The 13951-nt window shown below is 42.8% G+C and carries 21 protein-coding genes; 20 read left to right on the top strand and 1 reads right to left on the bottom strand.

Annotation, left to right across the window (positions count from 1 at the left end):
* Positions 1 to 26: 26 nt before the first annotated feature.
* The 7 genes from J2Z34_RS14395 (at position 27) to J2Z34_RS18000 (ending at position 4572) form a co-directional block, all read left to right on the top strand.
* On the top strand, positions 27 to 791 hold the full coding sequence (locus J2Z34_RS14395; RefSeq protein ID WP_209460567.1) for a hypothetical protein: 765 nt from the start codon (positions 27 to 29) through the stop codon (positions 789 to 791).
* A gap of 56 nt (positions 792 to 847) precedes the next feature.
* A complete protein-coding gene (locus J2Z34_RS14390; protein ID WP_209460566.1) occupies positions 848 to 1327 on the top strand; it encodes a phage terminase small subunit P27 family in 480 nt (159 codons plus the stop codon).
* Between the two features lie 5 nt (positions 1328 to 1332).
* The gene (locus tag J2Z34_RS14385; protein WP_342453199.1) at positions 1333 to 1833 is read left to right on the top strand and encodes an HNH endonuclease; all 501 of its coding nucleotides are present in this window, start codon (positions 1333 to 1335) and stop codon (positions 1831 to 1833) included.
* Positions 1834 to 1867: 34 nt separating this feature from the next.
* Positions 1868 to 3427 carry a terminase large subunit gene (locus tag J2Z34_RS14380; protein ID WP_209460564.1) on the top strand — a complete coding sequence of 520 codons (1560 nt, stop codon included), beginning with the start codon at positions 1868 to 1870 and terminating at the stop codon, positions 3425 to 3427.
* 83 nt (positions 3428 to 3510) lie between these two features.
* The gene (locus J2Z34_RS14375; protein ID WP_209460563.1) at positions 3511 to 3867 is read left to right on the top strand and encodes a hypothetical protein; all 357 of its coding nucleotides are present in this window, start codon (positions 3511 to 3513) and stop codon (positions 3865 to 3867) included.
* Positions 3864 to 4088, top strand: a complete 225-nt coding sequence (locus J2Z34_RS14370) for a gamma-glutamylcyclotransferase (protein ID WP_209460562.1) — start codon at positions 3864 to 3866, stop codon at positions 4086 to 4088. The genes J2Z34_RS14375 and J2Z34_RS14370 overlap by 4 nt, the downstream gene beginning before the upstream one ends.
* A complete protein-coding gene (locus J2Z34_RS18000) occupies positions 4024 to 4572 on the top strand; it encodes a DUF5049 domain-containing protein (RefSeq protein ID WP_425348054.1) in 549 nt (182 codons plus the stop codon). Before J2Z34_RS14370 ends, J2Z34_RS18000 begins: the two co-directional genes overlap by 65 nt.
* A gap of 53 nt (positions 4573 to 4625) precedes the next feature.
* Here J2Z34_RS18000 and J2Z34_RS14360 read toward each other — a convergent pair whose 3' ends face one another.
* Positions 4626 to 5393 carry an HNH endonuclease signature motif containing protein gene (locus J2Z34_RS14360; protein ID WP_209460561.1) on the bottom strand — a complete coding sequence of 256 codons (768 nt, stop codon included), beginning with the start codon at positions 5391 to 5393 and terminating at the stop codon, positions 4626 to 4628.
* Positions 5394 to 5537: 144 nt separating this feature from the next.
* Between J2Z34_RS14360 and J2Z34_RS14355 the strand changes: the two genes are divergently transcribed.
* The 13 genes from J2Z34_RS14355 to J2Z34_RS14300 form a co-directional block, all read left to right on the top strand.
* Positions 5538 to 6815, top strand: coding sequence for a phage portal protein (locus tag J2Z34_RS14355; RefSeq protein ID WP_245250798.1), 1278 nt, complete (start codon positions 5538 to 5540; stop codon positions 6813 to 6815).
* Positions 6775 to 7467 (top strand): head maturation protease, ClpP-related, encoded by a 693-nt coding sequence (locus J2Z34_RS14350; protein ID WP_209460560.1) that lies wholly within the window; start codon positions 6775 to 6777, stop codon positions 7465 to 7467. The genes J2Z34_RS14355 and J2Z34_RS14350 overlap by 41 nt, the downstream gene beginning before the upstream one ends.
* A 10-nt stretch (positions 7468 to 7477) precedes the next feature.
* Positions 7478 to 8671 (top strand): phage major capsid protein, encoded by a 1194-nt coding sequence (locus J2Z34_RS14345; RefSeq protein WP_209460559.1) that lies wholly within the window; start codon positions 7478 to 7480, stop codon positions 8669 to 8671.
* A 10-nt stretch (positions 8672 to 8681) separates the two neighbouring features.
* Complete coding sequence (locus J2Z34_RS14340) at positions 8682 to 8903, top strand: Head fiber protein (RefSeq protein WP_209460558.1); 222 nt, start codon at positions 8682 to 8684, stop codon at positions 8901 to 8903.
* 327 nt (positions 8904 to 9230) lie between these two features.
* Positions 9231 to 9506: a head-tail connector protein gene (locus tag J2Z34_RS14335; protein ID WP_209460557.1), complete on the top strand. Its 276-nt coding sequence runs from the start codon at positions 9231 to 9233 to the stop codon at positions 9504 to 9506.
* A gap of 2 nt (positions 9507 to 9508) precedes the next feature.
* Positions 9509 to 9847, top strand: coding sequence for a phage head closure protein (locus J2Z34_RS14330; RefSeq protein ID WP_209460556.1), 339 nt, complete (start codon positions 9509 to 9511; stop codon positions 9845 to 9847).
* Positions 9828 to 10226 (top strand): HK97-gp10 family putative phage morphogenesis protein, encoded by a 399-nt coding sequence (locus J2Z34_RS14325; RefSeq protein ID WP_209460555.1) that lies wholly within the window; start codon positions 9828 to 9830, stop codon positions 10224 to 10226. Before J2Z34_RS14330 ends, J2Z34_RS14325 begins: the two co-directional genes overlap by 20 nt.
* Complete coding sequence (locus J2Z34_RS14320; RefSeq protein ID WP_209460554.1) at positions 10219 to 10548, top strand: hypothetical protein; 330 nt, start codon at positions 10219 to 10221, stop codon at positions 10546 to 10548. The genes J2Z34_RS14325 and J2Z34_RS14320 overlap by 8 nt, the downstream gene beginning before the upstream one ends.
* A 1-nt stretch (position 10549) precedes the next feature.
* On the top strand, positions 10550 to 11119 hold the full coding sequence (locus J2Z34_RS14315; RefSeq protein ID WP_209460553.1) for a major tail protein: 570 nt from the start codon (positions 10550 to 10552) through the stop codon (positions 11117 to 11119).
* Positions 11120 to 11257: 138 nt separating this feature from the next.
* Positions 11258 to 11878 (top strand): nuclear transport factor 2 family protein, encoded by a 621-nt coding sequence (locus tag J2Z34_RS14310; RefSeq protein WP_209460552.1) that lies wholly within the window; start codon positions 11258 to 11260, stop codon positions 11876 to 11878.
* Positions 11879 to 11992: 114 nt separating this feature from the next.
* The gene (locus tag J2Z34_RS14305; RefSeq protein ID WP_209460551.1) at positions 11993 to 12337 is read left to right on the top strand and encodes a hypothetical protein; all 345 of its coding nucleotides are present in this window, start codon (positions 11993 to 11995) and stop codon (positions 12335 to 12337) included.
* Positions 12338 to 12384: 47 nt separating this feature from the next.
* Positions 12385 to 12507, top strand: coding sequence for a hypothetical protein (locus J2Z34_RS17800; protein ID WP_280922335.1), 123 nt, complete (start codon positions 12385 to 12387; stop codon positions 12505 to 12507).
* A 14-nt stretch (positions 12508 to 12521) separates the two neighbouring features.
* On the top strand, positions 12522 to 13951 hold a 1430-nt coding region (locus J2Z34_RS14300), incomplete at its 3' end, for a phage tail tape measure protein (protein WP_209460550.1).

Raw genomic sequence — 13951 nt, 5'->3', positions numbered from 1 at the left:
CCAAGAAAACACAGGAGGTATTGAGAATGGACAAGAAGGAAGTCATCAAGGCGGTAGAGGAGAAGTTGGGAACAAAGGCAAAGTACAAAGGAGCACCAACCTTCAGTTACGAAATCACAGACGGAAAGACAACCTACACGGTCACAAGAACCGGTGAGGTTCTTGATATGAATGGGGTGGAGAGACTCCTTGAGTGTATACTGAACAGTGATTCTACTGAGGATGAGATAACCTATACAGAGCGAGAGCTTATGCGTGAGAGCCCATCAAATCAGAAGGGAGCAATTGAGGTTAGCCTGCAAGGCCACTCGGGAGCAACGATAAGGAACCTTATCAACATGCTCACCAGCAAGCAGAAGCTTCTGGCTCTTGCACTGGGCCTTGACTGGCAGCCTGTTGGGGCCGGTGTTGCCGAAGAACTGGCGGAGGCCAAGGTAACGGACCTAAAGGAACTTGAAGCGAACCTGGGGCCTTTAAAGCCCCGTTTGAAGGGATTTCAAATCAATCTAAGTGGGCCAGTTCCAAGTACAGAATTTAGCGCGGATGGTATCAACGAGGATAAGGTAAAAGCTCTGAGAGAAGTCCTAAAGGCTGCAGCGAACCAGGCTAGGCAACTGAAGTATGCTTCATACAAAGCTTCACAGGATGACAACCCAAAGTACGCACTTAGAGTATGGTTAATCAGGTTAGGGCTCAACGGCGCTGAGCACAAGGAAACGAGGGCAACGCTTCTTAAAGGCCTTGAAGGTAACTCAGCCTTTAGAGGAGTGGAACCAAAGATAGAGAAATAAACATAGAATAGAGTGGAGCCTTCGGGCTCTTTTCTTATTGGAGGGAGGTGATGACCATGGCGACAAGAGGAAGAAAGCCCAAGCCAACAGCTATAAAGGTCCTGGAAGGAAATCCAGGAAAGCGAGCACTTAATGAATTTGAACCAAAGCCAGATAAGAAGATGCCCAAGTGTCCGGTGTGGCTTGATTCTGAAGCCAAGAAGGAATGGAGAAGAACCGGAAAACTTCTTGAGACCATGGGCGTCCTCTCCGAAGTGGACATGGCAGCCTTCGCAGGATACTGTCAGGCATATGCAAGGTGGAAGGAAGCTGAGGAGTTCATAACCAAGCATGGAACAATAGTAAAGACTCCATCAGGCTATTGGCAGCAGGTACCACAGGTATCCATAGCTCAGACTTACCTGAAGATAATGAATAGGTTCTGTGAGCAGTTTGGGCTGACGCCTTCAGCTAGGAGCAGAATCGTAACAGACAAGCCCTTGGAGAGTGATGATCCAATGGAGCTCCTTCTTCTGAAGGGAGGTGCAGGGGATTGACGTATGTGATCATTGAAAGAGAGTCCTATATTACAGGCTACACCAGAAATGGTGTGGCTTTTACTTTTGATAAGGTTGACTACGAGAAGGTCAAAAAACACAGCTGGCACCTGTCGAAGAAGGGGTACATTTCAACCAAGAGAAAAGGTAAGGTTGTTCCACTCCACAAGGTTATCCTAAACTATCCATCCTGGATGGAAGTGGATCATATCTCAAGAGACAGGATGGACAACAGAAGATCCAATCTCAGAGTGTGTAACCACCAGGAGAACAGCTTCAATCAGAGCCTCAAGAGGACTAACACCTCAGGGTACATCGGAGTAAGTAAGGCAAAGCGAAAGAATGCTTTCGAAGCTTACATACATTTCTGTGGGAGGAAGTATCACATAGGGACCTTCGAAGATTCAAAGCTGGCAGCTAAGGTTAGGGACAATGCAGCATCAATGTTATTTGGCGAGTATGCTTCTCTCAATTTTCCAAAAGAATGCGGTGAGATAACTGGCTAACAAGAAAAGCGATCTGTTTGTCCCGACTAAGTTCATGCTGCCAACATCTACCTACATGCCAGAAAGAGCTGACCATACTGTAAGGTTTATTGAGAACCTGAGACACACTAAGGGTGAATGGTATAATCAGCCATTCAAGCTCCTCCCATGGCAGGAGACAATAATCAGGAACATATTTGGAATCATCAAACCAAATGGATTCCGGCAGATAACAACTGCCTATGTGGAAATTGCCAAGAAACAGGGAAAGACTGAACTTGGAGCTGCACTGGCTCTCTATATGCTGACAGCAGATGGTGAGCGAGGAGCAGAAATCTATAGCTGCGCTGCAGACAGAGCCCAGGCCAGCCTCATCTACAACGTGGCAGTAGATATGATTTCCTTGAGTCCGGCTCTGAAGAAAAGGCTTAAGGTTGTGGCTTCACAGAAAAGAATAGTGTATCCGGCCATGAACTCATTCTACCAGGTACTTTCAAGCGAGGCATACTCGAAGCACGGCATCTCACCAACAGCAGTACTCTTTGATGAGACTCATGTTGCTAATAGGGAGATGATGAATGTCATGCTGCATGGTGCATCTGATGCCAGGCGGCAGCCAGTGAACTTCCTAATCACAACAGCAGGGAATGACTTCAACAGCATAGGTTACGAGCTCCATCAGAAGGCAATGGACATCATGGAGGGGAGAAAGGTGGATCCAACTTTCTATCCAACCATCTATGCTGCAGATGAAAATGATGATTGGACAAATCCTGAAGTGTGGAAGAAAGCAAATCCGAGCCTTGGAATAACAGTTCAGGAAGACAAGATCAAGATTGCCTGTGAGAATGCCAGGCAGAATGCAGCAGAGGAGAATTTGTTTAAGCAGTTAAGGCTATGCATATGGGTTAAGCAGTCTGTTAGGTGGATGCAGATGCACCACTGGGATGAATGTGACTTTGCTGTGGATCCAGCAGAATTGATAGGAAGAGAGTGTTTCGCAGGTCTTGATCTTTCAAGCTCCATGGATATAACAGCATTTGTTCTTGTTTTCCCACCAAGGACCGAAGATGAGAAATACATAATCCTACCATACTTCTGGATCCCGGAGGATAATCTTCAGAACAGGGTAAGAAGGGACCATGTGCCCTATGATACCTGGGAGATGCAAGGCTTCATAAAAACAACAGACGGGAATGTGGTCCATTATGGTTACATAGAAAACTTCATTGAGGAACTTGGTACAAAGTACAACATAAAAGAGATTGCCTTTGATAGATGGGGAGCGGTGCAGATGGTCCAGAACCTTGAAGGAATGGGCTTCACTGTTGTTCCCTTCGGTCAAGGCTACAAGGACATGTCTCCACCAACAAAGGAGCTAATGAAGCTGACGCTTGAAAAGAAGATAGCCCACGGTGGGAATCCAGTACTTAGATGGATGATGGACAACATTTACGTCAAGACAGATCCAGCCGGAAACATAAAGCCGGACAAGGAGAAAAGTACAGAGAAGATTGACGGAGCAGTTGCCTTGATCATGGCTTTGGACAGAGCCATCAGGAATGAGATAAAGGGCAGCGTATATGATGACCGCGGGATACTGGTCCTAAACTAATACACAAATATCAAGATTAGCTTGCTATATATAGCTTTTAGAGTGATATATGTAATAGCAAGATAACCGAGGAGGGTTTGGGTATGAAAAAAGGTGATTTCCTAGTCGCAAAGAATGGCAAGACAGTCTGCAAGATAATAGGTAAGTGGGGCAGCGACTTCATCCTTGAGAACATCAATGAAGAGGATGAAGATGTGATGATGTATGGGGAGACAGAGCTTCAGAGCCTGATTGAAGAAGGTACATTCAGAAAGCTCCACCCAACAGGAATCAAAGTAGAGAATAGCAAAGCAGCTGAACTCTTGAATGGACTTATAGAGATGGTTGAAGGAGACCTGGAGACAATTGGTAAGAAGGTTAACATCACTGCTCAGAAGTATGCAAGCAACATCCTAGAAGAACTCAGGAGTGCCATGGAAGAGCTGGAGGAAGAAAGATGAGCGATAGGTTTTTCACCCAGACACGCTGCGATAGGTGCCATAAGGAACTTAAGGATGGAAGGACAATGTCGATGTTCAACACAGACTGCATTTGCATGGAATGTATGATTAAGGAGAGTAAGGACAAGGACTACAAGAAGGCGGTGGAGGCTGAGAATGCTGAGATCAGGAAAGGCAACTTCAACTACGAAGGGATCCGAGGAGGTAAGCGCAATGGCTAAGGCTGTTTTCTTAAGGAAGCCAGTTGATGTGACAGAGCTGAAGTCGAGGGCTACAAGGTCCTCTGAAGGCACACAGTATGTCATCGAAGAGATTGTGGAGCTTACACAAGTTGAATACGATAACTTTGCAGCTAACCTCTTGGATGACTATCCCTTCATCGAGCAGAACCTACATGCAATGTATGTGGATACTAATGGTGTTTACCATTGTATTTATGTAAAGGCAGAGGGAGCTAAAGAAGGAATCCTTGTCGAGAGTGAGGGATATAGCTACGCCAGGTATTCTGCCTATTATTCAGAGCCAGGCCTTTTAACTGACAAGATCAAGGAGCAGATTTTGGATATCAGAGATTCCGGTAAGTACAACATGTTTGATGTCTACGGTGTCCAGAAGGAAGCCTATATCAGCGGGTTTTATGAACTCGCAGTATTCATAGATGGACACAAGAAGGAGTATGCAGAGTTCATTCTTTATGGGAAATAAGCTTCCAACGAATGCAGTATATGAGCAATATAGTGTGTGTAGGCTTGATACCATTAACGGTGGATATATACAGCAGCTTTTGTATTAGGGGGCAGAGAGCCGATTCCTACACCCACTGGACTATATACATCTAATTCAGACAGGTGTATATTTTGGTTTTGAATTCCCTTTTTATCTATGACAACATGATGGTTGTTGTAATATAAATTTGCCTTAGTTATAGTGAGTCCATTTGGGGTATTGAACTCCATTTCACAAAGAAGATTTTGCTTATTTTCCTTTAATGTCAATTTGTTTGATATATATGTAATATCCCATAGTCCTGTGCTAAGAACGAGTTCATTGTTATAAACTCGCAAGACTAATTTATTATTTTTATCAAAAATATTAATAAATAAGCCCAACTTATTCTCTATTTTAACCAATTGTATGATTCTCATATGATCTATCATAAGTGGAGTAAGTTGGGAAAATATATCAGTAGAGTGTATCATATGGAAACATAGTGATCCGATCAAAACAGAATAATCTTTGTCTTGAGAATGGAATATATTATAAGGACTACTATACTGATTTAGTACACAATATGGATTCTTGTTCGCATGTAGAATGGTACTTATTGGGATTCTATTTGCAGTAACATCACTATGGTGTGAAGGGCAGAGAAGAGTAATATTGTCAGGTTGATGTTCTTTAACAACAGCCCATTCATTGATATGGTGATATTCAATTATTGGGTGGCCACAAATAATGCAGCCAAATCCACATCGTTGACGCACAATTCTCTTGACTGGTTCAGGGATGTTCCTAATATTTGCCATTTGGTCACCTCATAAAGCTATAACAATCTATTGTAATACTAAAATGTTTCTGATTATATATTACTAACACTATGGATTATAGCACCAATTGTCGTTTTATTATTATTTTCATTGCTAATTTTATGGAAAAAATGGAGGTGGAAAATGCAGATACCAATACTTGGAAGGTTATTCAGGTCGCGAGATAAGCCGATCGCGAATACATACTATGGCAGCAACTATAGCTTCTTCTTTGGAAGCACCAGCAGCGGTAAAACAGTGAACGAGAGGACTGCAATGCAAACAACTGCGGTTTACGCATGTGTTAGGATTCTTGCAGAGACTATAGCCAGCTTGCCGCTTCATGTATATGAGCATACATCAAATGGCAAGGAGAAGGCATTGGAACATAGGCTATACCGGATCCTCCATGATGAACCGAATCCTGAGATGACTTCATTTGTGTTTAGAGAAACACTGATGAGTCATCTTTTACTTTGGGGCAATGCTTATGCACAAATCATTAGAGATGGAAGAGGAAATGTGCTGTCGCTGTATCCACTGCTCCCAGATCGCATAGTCGTAGACAGAAACTCCAATGGAGACCTAATTTACGAATATAGGAATGAATCTGGTTCAATCAAACTCAGACGCGAGGACGTGCTACACATTCCTGGGCTTGGCTTTGACGGCTTGGTTGGGTATTCACCAATCGCTATGGCAAAGAATGCAGTTGGTATGGCAATAGCGACAGAAGAGTATGGAGCTACATTTTTTGCAAATGGAGCTAATCCAGGCGGAGTTCTCGAGCATCCCGGTGTAGTTAAGGATCCTAAGCGAGTAAGAGACAGCTGGAATGCAGTATACCAGGGCAGCAGCAATGCACATAGGGTTGCAGTCCTTGAGGAAGGAATGAAGTTCCAGAGCATTGGGATACCGCCTGAACAGGCACAGTTCCTCGAAACAAGAAAGTTTCAGACCGAGGAGATCTGCAGAATCTTCCGGGTGCCACCGCACCTGGTGGCATCACTTGACAGAGCTACATTCTCAAATATCGAAAATCAGTCGATAAGCTTCATAGATAACACAATAATCCCCTGGGTATCAAGGCTTGAGCAGTCTATGCAGAAGGCCTTGTTTTCATATGACGACAAAAGGAAGTACTTCGTTAAGTTCAACCTAAACGGAAGGCTTCGAGGTGATGCTGCTTCGAGGGCAAGTTTCTACCAGACTATGAGACAGAATGGAATAATGTCAGCTAATGACATAAGGGAGCTTGAGGAGATGAACCTGATACCGGAGGAGCTCGGAGGTAACAAGTACATGGTAAATGCTGCAATGATGGATATGGCAAGTGTGCCAAAACTGACGGAACCTGATCTCGAAGGAGGTGAGAAAGAGAATGAAAATAAAAAGGTTTTGGAACTGGGTGGAAAGCGATGAAGGGCGCACCTTGTACCTTGATGGAGCCATAGCGAATGAAACTTGGTACGGAGATGAGGTCACACCAAAGGTGTTCAAGTCAGAGCTCATGGATGGAGGTGGTGACATAACCATATGGATCAACTCTCCAGGAGGCGACGTCATAGCTGCCAGTCAGATATACAACATGCTAAAGGAGTATCCAGGAAATGTGACTGTCAAGATCGATGGTTTAGCAGCGAGTGCTGCATCAGTTATTGCTATGGCAGGATCAAAGGTTCTAATGTCGCCGGTGTCGATGCTAATGGTGCATAACCCTATGACTATGGCATTTGGAGATGCTGTGGAAATGGAGAAGGCTATAGCAATGCTTGGCGAGGTTAAGGAGAGCATAATAAATGCTTATGAACTTAAGACAGGGCTATCAAGAACCAAGCTATCACACTTCATGGACACTGAAACCTGGTTCAATGCAAAGAAGGCTGTGGAGCTGGGTTTCGCTGATGAAATCATGTATGAAAAGGATAGTCCAGAATCTCATGAAATAGAAGGTGCAGTATACAGCAATATGACTGTACTAAACTCACTAAAATCGAAATTTCCTGTGAAGGACAAGGAAAAGAAAACTGCAATTGGTGAACTCGATAAGAGACTGAGTCTCTTGAAATACTAGGAGGAAATGAATGAATAAGATATTGGAACTTAGAGAGAAAAGAGCAAAAGCATGGGATGCGGCAAAGGCATTCCTTGATGCAAAGAGAGGAAATGACGGACTTATCTCAGCTGAAGACACTGCAACCTACGACAAGATGGAAGCTGACGTTGTGAACCTTGGAAAGGAGATTGATAGACTTGAAAGGCAGCAGGCACTTGACCTTGAGCTTTCTAAGGCGGTCAATACCCCCATAACCACGAAGCCAAATGGTGGAATGGAGATGAAAACTGGCAGAGCAACTGATGAGTACAAGGCTGCTTTCTGGAAGGCTCTAAGGAGCAAGACCAGCTTTGATGTCCAGAATGCACTTCAGATAGGTACTGACAGCGAAGGTGGTTACCTTGCGCCAGATGAGTTTGAGAAGGTCCTAATACAGGCACTTGAGGAGGAGAATTTGTTCAGGAGCCTGGCCAAGATCATAAACACATCTTCAGGTGACAAGAAAATTCCAATTGTAGCATCAAAGGGTACAGCATCATGGGTTGAAGAAGAAGCGCCAATTCCTGAATCAGATGATTCCTTCGGACTCGTTTCAATAGGAGCATTCAAGCTATCTACAATGATCAAGGTTTCTGAGGAACTGCTTAATGACAGTGTATTCAACCTTGAAGCATACATTGCAAAGGAGTTTGCAAGAAGGATAGGAGCAAAGGAAGAAGAGGCCTTTTTCATAGGTGATGGTTCAGGAAAGCCAACAGGAATATTCAATGCAACAGGTGGAGCGACACTCGGTGTAACTGCAGCTACAGCAACGGCTATTACAGCGGACGAGATAATTGATTTGATGTATAGTCTTAAATCGCCGTACAGAAAAAATGCAGTCTTTGTCACGAATGATGCGACTGTTAAGGTCATAAGAAAATTGAAAGATGGTAACGGGCAGTATATCTGGACACCATCACTAGTTGCTGGAACTCCTGATACAATCCTAAATAAGCCCGTTAAGACTTCAGCCTATGTGCCGATTATAGCATCAAGTGCTAAGACCATAGCCTTTGGTGATTTCGGATACTATTGGGTAGCAGATAGGCAGGGTAGATCATTCCAGAGGCTGAACGAGCTATATGCTGCTACAGGTCAGGTAGGATTCAAAGCAACTCAGAGAGTTGATGGAAAGCTCATACTTCCAGAGGCCATAAAGGTCCTCCAGCAGAAAGCGTAGGTGACTGAATATGAGTAACGTAAAGAACTACACCGAGCAAGGTGGAGAAAAGACAGTGATTGGAGGAGAGCTTGACATCGCTACTGGTGGGAAGCTCTCTTTCTCTGGAAGTGAAATGAAGCCTGCAGTTTTGCAGGCTGACAGTGTAGCTTCCGCTGTGGCTGGAGTGGTCGTTGATCTTAATGCATTGATAGCAAAACTTAAGGCTGCAGGGCTAATGCTTTCTGAGTGATTGTCTGGATTGGGGACTTATAGTCTCGAAAATTATACTTCGTTAACAGATAGACAATCCTGTTATTCTCAATATGCTTTATGATATGATTAGTTTTGGAATGAAGTGTGCATAAATATTAATTGGGAGTGATGATGATTGGTTGGAAAAGATAAGACCAGAATACTGCTGACTTTGCCGTTAGACTTAAAAGACGAACTTACCAAGGAAGCTAAAGAAGTAAATCGAAGCTTGAATAATTATATTTTGACATTGCTGCTGCAGAATAAAAAATGATGCTTAAGAGACCGATAAGGTCTCTTTTTATATGCATAAAAGGTGGTGAGTGTGTTGGTTACGCTCGAAGAGGCAAAGCAGTTTTTGAAAATAGATGGAGATGAGGACAATGCACTCATCTCCTCTTTCATTAGCACAAGTGAGGAAATATGTGAGAACATCCTAAGGTTCCCACTGACAGAGTTAATAGTTGTTCCTGAGTCTATAAGACAAGCAGTCCTATACTGCATTGCTAACCTATACGAGAAGAGGGAAGACTTGAATATGAAGGAAGTAATCAATGTGATGATTGGCCTGCTTTCACCATATAGGAGAGATGGGTGGTAATCATGACAATTGGTGAAATGAGACATAGAATAACAATTCAGATTGTCACAATATCAAATAATGAGAATGGGTACGAGGTGGAGACGCCTGAAGTATTAAAGGAAGTGTGGGCTAAGGTATCCAACCTTCATGGGAAGGAATACTTTGCAGCTAAGGCAGTACAAGCTGAGAATACAGTGAAGATCACCATAAGGTACATGAGTGGGTTGGACCAGTCAATGCAGATCCTTTTTCAAGGCAAGACCTACAACATTACCGCCATAGATAACATCAAGTATCGAAATGAGTATATCGAGATACAGGCAAAGGAGGTAAACTCCAATGGCCAAAATCTCACTTGAAGGGATGCAGGAACTTATTGATAAGGTTAATAAGCTTGGAGAAAAGGGCGAGACAATTAAGAAAAGAACATTGAGTAAAGCTGGAGACCTAGTTAAGAAAAGCATGGAAGAAAAAGCTCCCAGATCAAGAGATACAAAGAAACACATGGCAGACAATATAAAGGTATCTAAAAAAGAGAAGGTTGACGGGATAGATTTTGTGAGCATTGGTCCAACCAAGGATGATGCATCAGAATTCTTCTATTCGAAGTTTACTGAATTTGGAACATCAAAGATACCGGCTCAGCATTGGGCTGAGAAGTCACTTAATGAAAACCAAAGAGAAATCAATAATGTGATAAGAGAGGAACTTGAAAGGGGGCTGAAGGAGTTTGAATAAGAAGATACTAGAAGCTTTGACACCTCTTGGAGTCCCTGTGAAATTTCAGAAACATTCAGGTGCAGCCAGTCAATACATAACATTCCATGAATACTTCCAAACCGGTGAAGCCTACGAAGATGATGAGGAAAGCCTGACAGGAAGATATTTGCAGGTTGATATATGGTCAAAGATCGATTATGAAATTCTTGTGATTCAAGTTAAGAGTCAGATGAAGAACGCTGGATTTACTAGAATAGACGAAGCTGATCTCTATGAACCGGACACCGGGATTTACCATAAAGCGCTGAGGTACTACTACCTAGAAGAAAGAGAGGGATAAAATGCCTAGACAGATAGGACTTAAAGATATTCACATAGCTACTGTAACAAAGGACGACGGAACTGGAGCAACCTATGGGGTTCCAGTAAAGCTGGAAAGGGCTGTTAGTGCAAAAATATCTCCAAAAGTAAACTCAGAGAACATATACTCTGATGACATTGTGGAGGATGTTATATCAGCATTCGATAGTGTGGAAGTTGAGATAGAGCTCAACCAACTTTCACTGACAAGTAGAGCCACACTCCAGGGAGCAAAAGTTGTTAAGGGTGTTCTCATTGAAAGTAAAGATGATCTCCCACCAACTATTGCTATGGGATTCAAATCAAAGAAAGCAAATGGTAAATACAGGTTCGTGTGGCTCCTCAAGGGTAAGTTCGAGCTGACATCTGATGAGTTTGATACTGAAGCAGGAAAGCCTGCACCAAAGAGCTCCAAGATTAAGGGGACCTTCTTTGCCAGAGACTTCGATGGTAACTACAGATTCATTGCGGATGAGGATGAAGTTGGCGCGGATCCAACAATAATCTCAGGATGGTTTACAGGAGTACCTGCTGAACCTACTCCAATATAATAGGTAGAGAAGCGAGAACCACATAATAAGTCGAACTCCATAAGTGCAATATAATGAAATAATGTGCTATAATTAAGATGTGCAAGAGTATTTTATAAATACTTATGGTGCATAAATGTGTTTATGGGGGGTATATAAATGAAAAAGGTAATTTCTGCTCTGGTAATGCCATTTTTGGCATTAAGCTTATTTGCTTGTAGTATCCCTAGTCCCAAAGATACAGTGGCAGGTTTTTTTGATTCATCAAAAAAGGCTGATTATAAAACGATGGTAGCATACGTAGATCCGACTAATGTGGATGAAATGCAGAATGTTGAGGTTATTTATAGTGATAGTGATGATGATATATTCGTGGAATTTTATCAAGAATATCTAAAAGCAAAATTACCAAAAATGACGTATGAAATTACGAACAGTGAGATTAATGGTGATAAAGCCTCAGTAGCCATAAATGCAAAATATATTGATGGTGGTATGGTTCTGAAGGCTGCGATGGGTGATGTTATTACAAAAGCAATGGGCATGGCTTTTAGCGGACAAAATCCGACTGATGAGGAAATGAATAAATTGTTTTTAGATACAATAAATGAAAAGGCGAATACCTTAGCAGATACTTATAAGGAAGTAACACTGAAAATTGACTGCGTAAAAAAGGACGGTAAGTGGTACATTTCAGAAGTTAATGATAGTATGGTTGACATAGTTTGTTTAGGTTTTCTATCAGCTGTAGAAGATATTAGAGGTGGGTTCGAAAATTAGTTATTTATACAGTAAGTTATGGCGTATAAGATATTTACTAAGACTTGCAAAGTGCAGGTCTTTTTATTTTGCGCTAGGATAATAAGTCATAAAAAATATTGGGGATGTGGTTTTTTGAAGGGAAATGAGCTGAAGGATAGAGGAATAAAGTTCAGACTTGGTGAGAAGGAATACGAGTTGAAGTTCAACCTAAACACATTCTGCGAGCTGGAAGAGATATACGGCGATTTGAACAAGGCCTTTGATGATCTCCAAAGGATGAAGATAAAGGCAGTTAGAGCTCTGGTATATGCAGCAGTTAAGGTTGAGGATGAACGTGTAACACTTAAGAATGTAGGATCCATGCTTGGCCTTGATGATCTAGAAAGGCTCGGCACGGTAATCAATGAAGCGCTAAGTATAGCAATGCCTGAGGTTGATGAAACCTCGGGGGAAGTGACAGCCACTCAGGTTCCATAGAATGGGACTGGCAGTGGCTTTTCTATTTGGGGACTGTGATCCTCAAAATGACTGAAGAACAGTTCTGGAAAAGTACTCCAAGAAAGCTTCATGGGTTGTTCAGAATATACAAGGCAGTAAATGGCATTGAGGACAACAGAGTCGACACAATTGACAACATTCCATTGTAAGTGAGGTGGTAAATTTGGCTGGAGGAAGCAGTACAGTAGTAGCAAGAATAGGCCTTGATGATACAGGATTCCAAGAAGGAGTCAATAAAATACAGAGAAGTCTGAAGCTTGTGCAGAGCGAATTTACCGCAGCCAGTGCAAAGCTTGGTGACTTCGGGAAATCAGCTGAAGGATTGAAGCTTAAGGCTGACAGTCTAAACCAGCAGATTGAGATTCAGAAGGGTAAAGTTGAAGCACTTTCCAAGAGTTATCAGGAAAGTGTGGAGAAGAAAGGTGAAGACTCCAAGGCCTCTGAAAACCTGAAGATTAAGCTTAACTATGCCAATGCAGAGCTTAGCAAGATGCAGCAGGAACTAAAAGATACATCTGATGAGCTAAAGAAGAAAACCTCTGTCTGGAATACTTTATCTGAAGCTTTGGATAAGGCTGGAGACAAGATGAAGGCAGTGGGAGAGAAGATGCAGTCAGTAGGTAAGAACCTATCAACAGCTGTGTCGCTTCCAATCCTGGGCATAGGAACTGCAGCCACAAAGATGGCTATGGATGCAATAGAATCAGAGAATCTCTTTGATGTGTCTATGGGTGGTCTTGCGGGAGAGGCTAGAGGTTGGTCTGAAGAGATGTCTAAGGCTCTTGGTCTTAATGCATACAATGTAAGGAGCAATGTGGCTACCTACAACGCCATGCTGACATCTATGGGTCTTGCTTCAGATGAATCACTAGGAATGTCTGAAGGCCTGACTAAGCTGGCCTATGATATGGCGTCATTTTATAACCTTAGTCCAGATGAAGCCTTCAATAAGTTAAGAGCTGGTATATCGGGAGAAGCTGAACCTCTGAAGGCACTTGGAATACTCGTCAATGACAACACAATTAAGACTTATGCATACACTCATGGAATAGCAAAGCAGGGTGAAGAGCTTACCGAAGCCCAGAAGGTTCAAGCAAGGTATGGTGTGATTCTTGATTCAACCAAGAATGCCCAGGGAGACCTGGCAAGAACAATGGACAGTCCAACCAATAAGATAAGAGCAATGAAGGAACAAGCTGAGTTAATAGGTATTCAGTTCGGACAGATCCTTATACCAATACTTGAAAGCCTGATTGGTGTAGTGAAGCCACTCATGGACAGCTTCCAGGGTCTCTCTAAGGAACAGCAGGAGATGATTGTTAAAGTTGCCCTTGTTGCTGCAGCTGTGGGGCCAGTGATCCTTGTGATAGGTAAGGTCGTATCAATCGTTGGTGCGGCTGTGTCGGCCTTCAGTGCTGTCTCAGGGGCAATATCCGCAGCAGGTGGAGTCATAGCAATTATCACTGGACCAATAGGAATAGCTGTTGCTGCAATTGGTGGACTCATAGCAGTGGGTGTGCTTTTGTATAAGAATTGGGACATCGTTAAAGCCACTGGAATCAGTGTCTGGAATGGAGTAACTAACACAGTATC

This window comes from Youngiibacter multivorans (assembly GCF_017873395.1).
Classification (GTDB): Bacteria; Bacillota; Clostridia; order Clostridiales; family Clostridiaceae; genus Youngiibacter; species Youngiibacter multivorans.
This window is presented reverse-complemented; position numbering and strand designations above follow the sequence as displayed.

Excerpts from the sequence above, each read along its gene's own strand:
- J2Z34_RS14340 (WP_209460558.1), top strand. The coding sequence starts at position 8,682 with ATGAGTAACGTAAAGAACTACACCGAGCAAGGTGGAGAAAAGACAGTG.
- J2Z34_RS14370 (WP_209460562.1), top strand. The coding sequence starts at position 3,864 with ATGAGCGATAGGTTTTTCACCCAGACACGCTGCGATAGGTGCCATAAG.
- J2Z34_RS14345 (WP_209460559.1), top strand. The coding sequence starts at position 7,478 with ATGAATAAGATATTGGAACTTAGAGAGAAAAGAGCAAAAGCATGGGAT.
- J2Z34_RS14380 (WP_209460564.1), top strand. The coding sequence starts at position 1,868 with ATGCTGCCAACATCTACCTACATGCCAGAAAGAGCTGACCATACTGTA.
- J2Z34_RS14390 (WP_209460566.1), top strand. The coding sequence starts at position 848 with ATGGCGACAAGAGGAAGAAAGCCCAAGCCAACAGCTATAAAGGTCCTG.
- J2Z34_RS14315 (WP_209460553.1), top strand. The coding sequence starts at position 10,550 with ATGCCTAGACAGATAGGACTTAAAGATATTCACATAGCTACTGTAACA.
- J2Z34_RS17800 (WP_280922335.1), top strand. The coding sequence starts at position 12,385 with ATGACTGAAGAACAGTTCTGGAAAAGTACTCCAAGAAAGCTTCATGGG.
- J2Z34_RS18000 (WP_425348054.1), top strand. The coding sequence starts at position 4,024 with ATGCTGAGATCAGGAAAGGCAACTTCAACTACGAAGGGATCCGAGGAG.
- J2Z34_RS14360 (WP_209460561.1), bottom strand. The coding sequence starts at position 5,393 with ATGGCAAATATTAGGAACATCCCTGAACCAGTCAAGAGAATTGTGCGT.
- J2Z34_RS14325 (WP_209460555.1), top strand. The coding sequence starts at position 9,828 with ATGGCCAAAATCTCACTTGAAGGGATGCAGGAACTTATTGATAAGGTT.
- J2Z34_RS14310 (WP_209460552.1), top strand. The coding sequence starts at position 11,258 with ATGAAAAAGGTAATTTCTGCTCTGGTAATGCCATTTTTGGCATTAAGC.
- J2Z34_RS14355 (WP_245250798.1), top strand. The coding sequence starts at position 5,538 with ATGCAGATACCAATACTTGGAAGGTTATTCAGGTCGCGAGATAAGCCG.
- J2Z34_RS14375 (WP_209460563.1), top strand. The coding sequence starts at position 3,511 with ATGAAAAAAGGTGATTTCCTAGTCGCAAAGAATGGCAAGACAGTCTGC.
- J2Z34_RS14350 (WP_209460560.1), top strand. The coding sequence starts at position 6,775 with ATGAAAATAAAAAGGTTTTGGAACTGGGTGGAAAGCGATGAAGGGCGC.
- J2Z34_RS14330 (WP_209460556.1), top strand. The coding sequence starts at position 9,509 with ATGACAATTGGTGAAATGAGACATAGAATAACAATTCAGATTGTCACA.
- J2Z34_RS14395 (WP_209460567.1), top strand. The coding sequence starts at position 27 with ATGGACAAGAAGGAAGTCATCAAGGCGGTAGAGGAGAAGTTGGGAACA.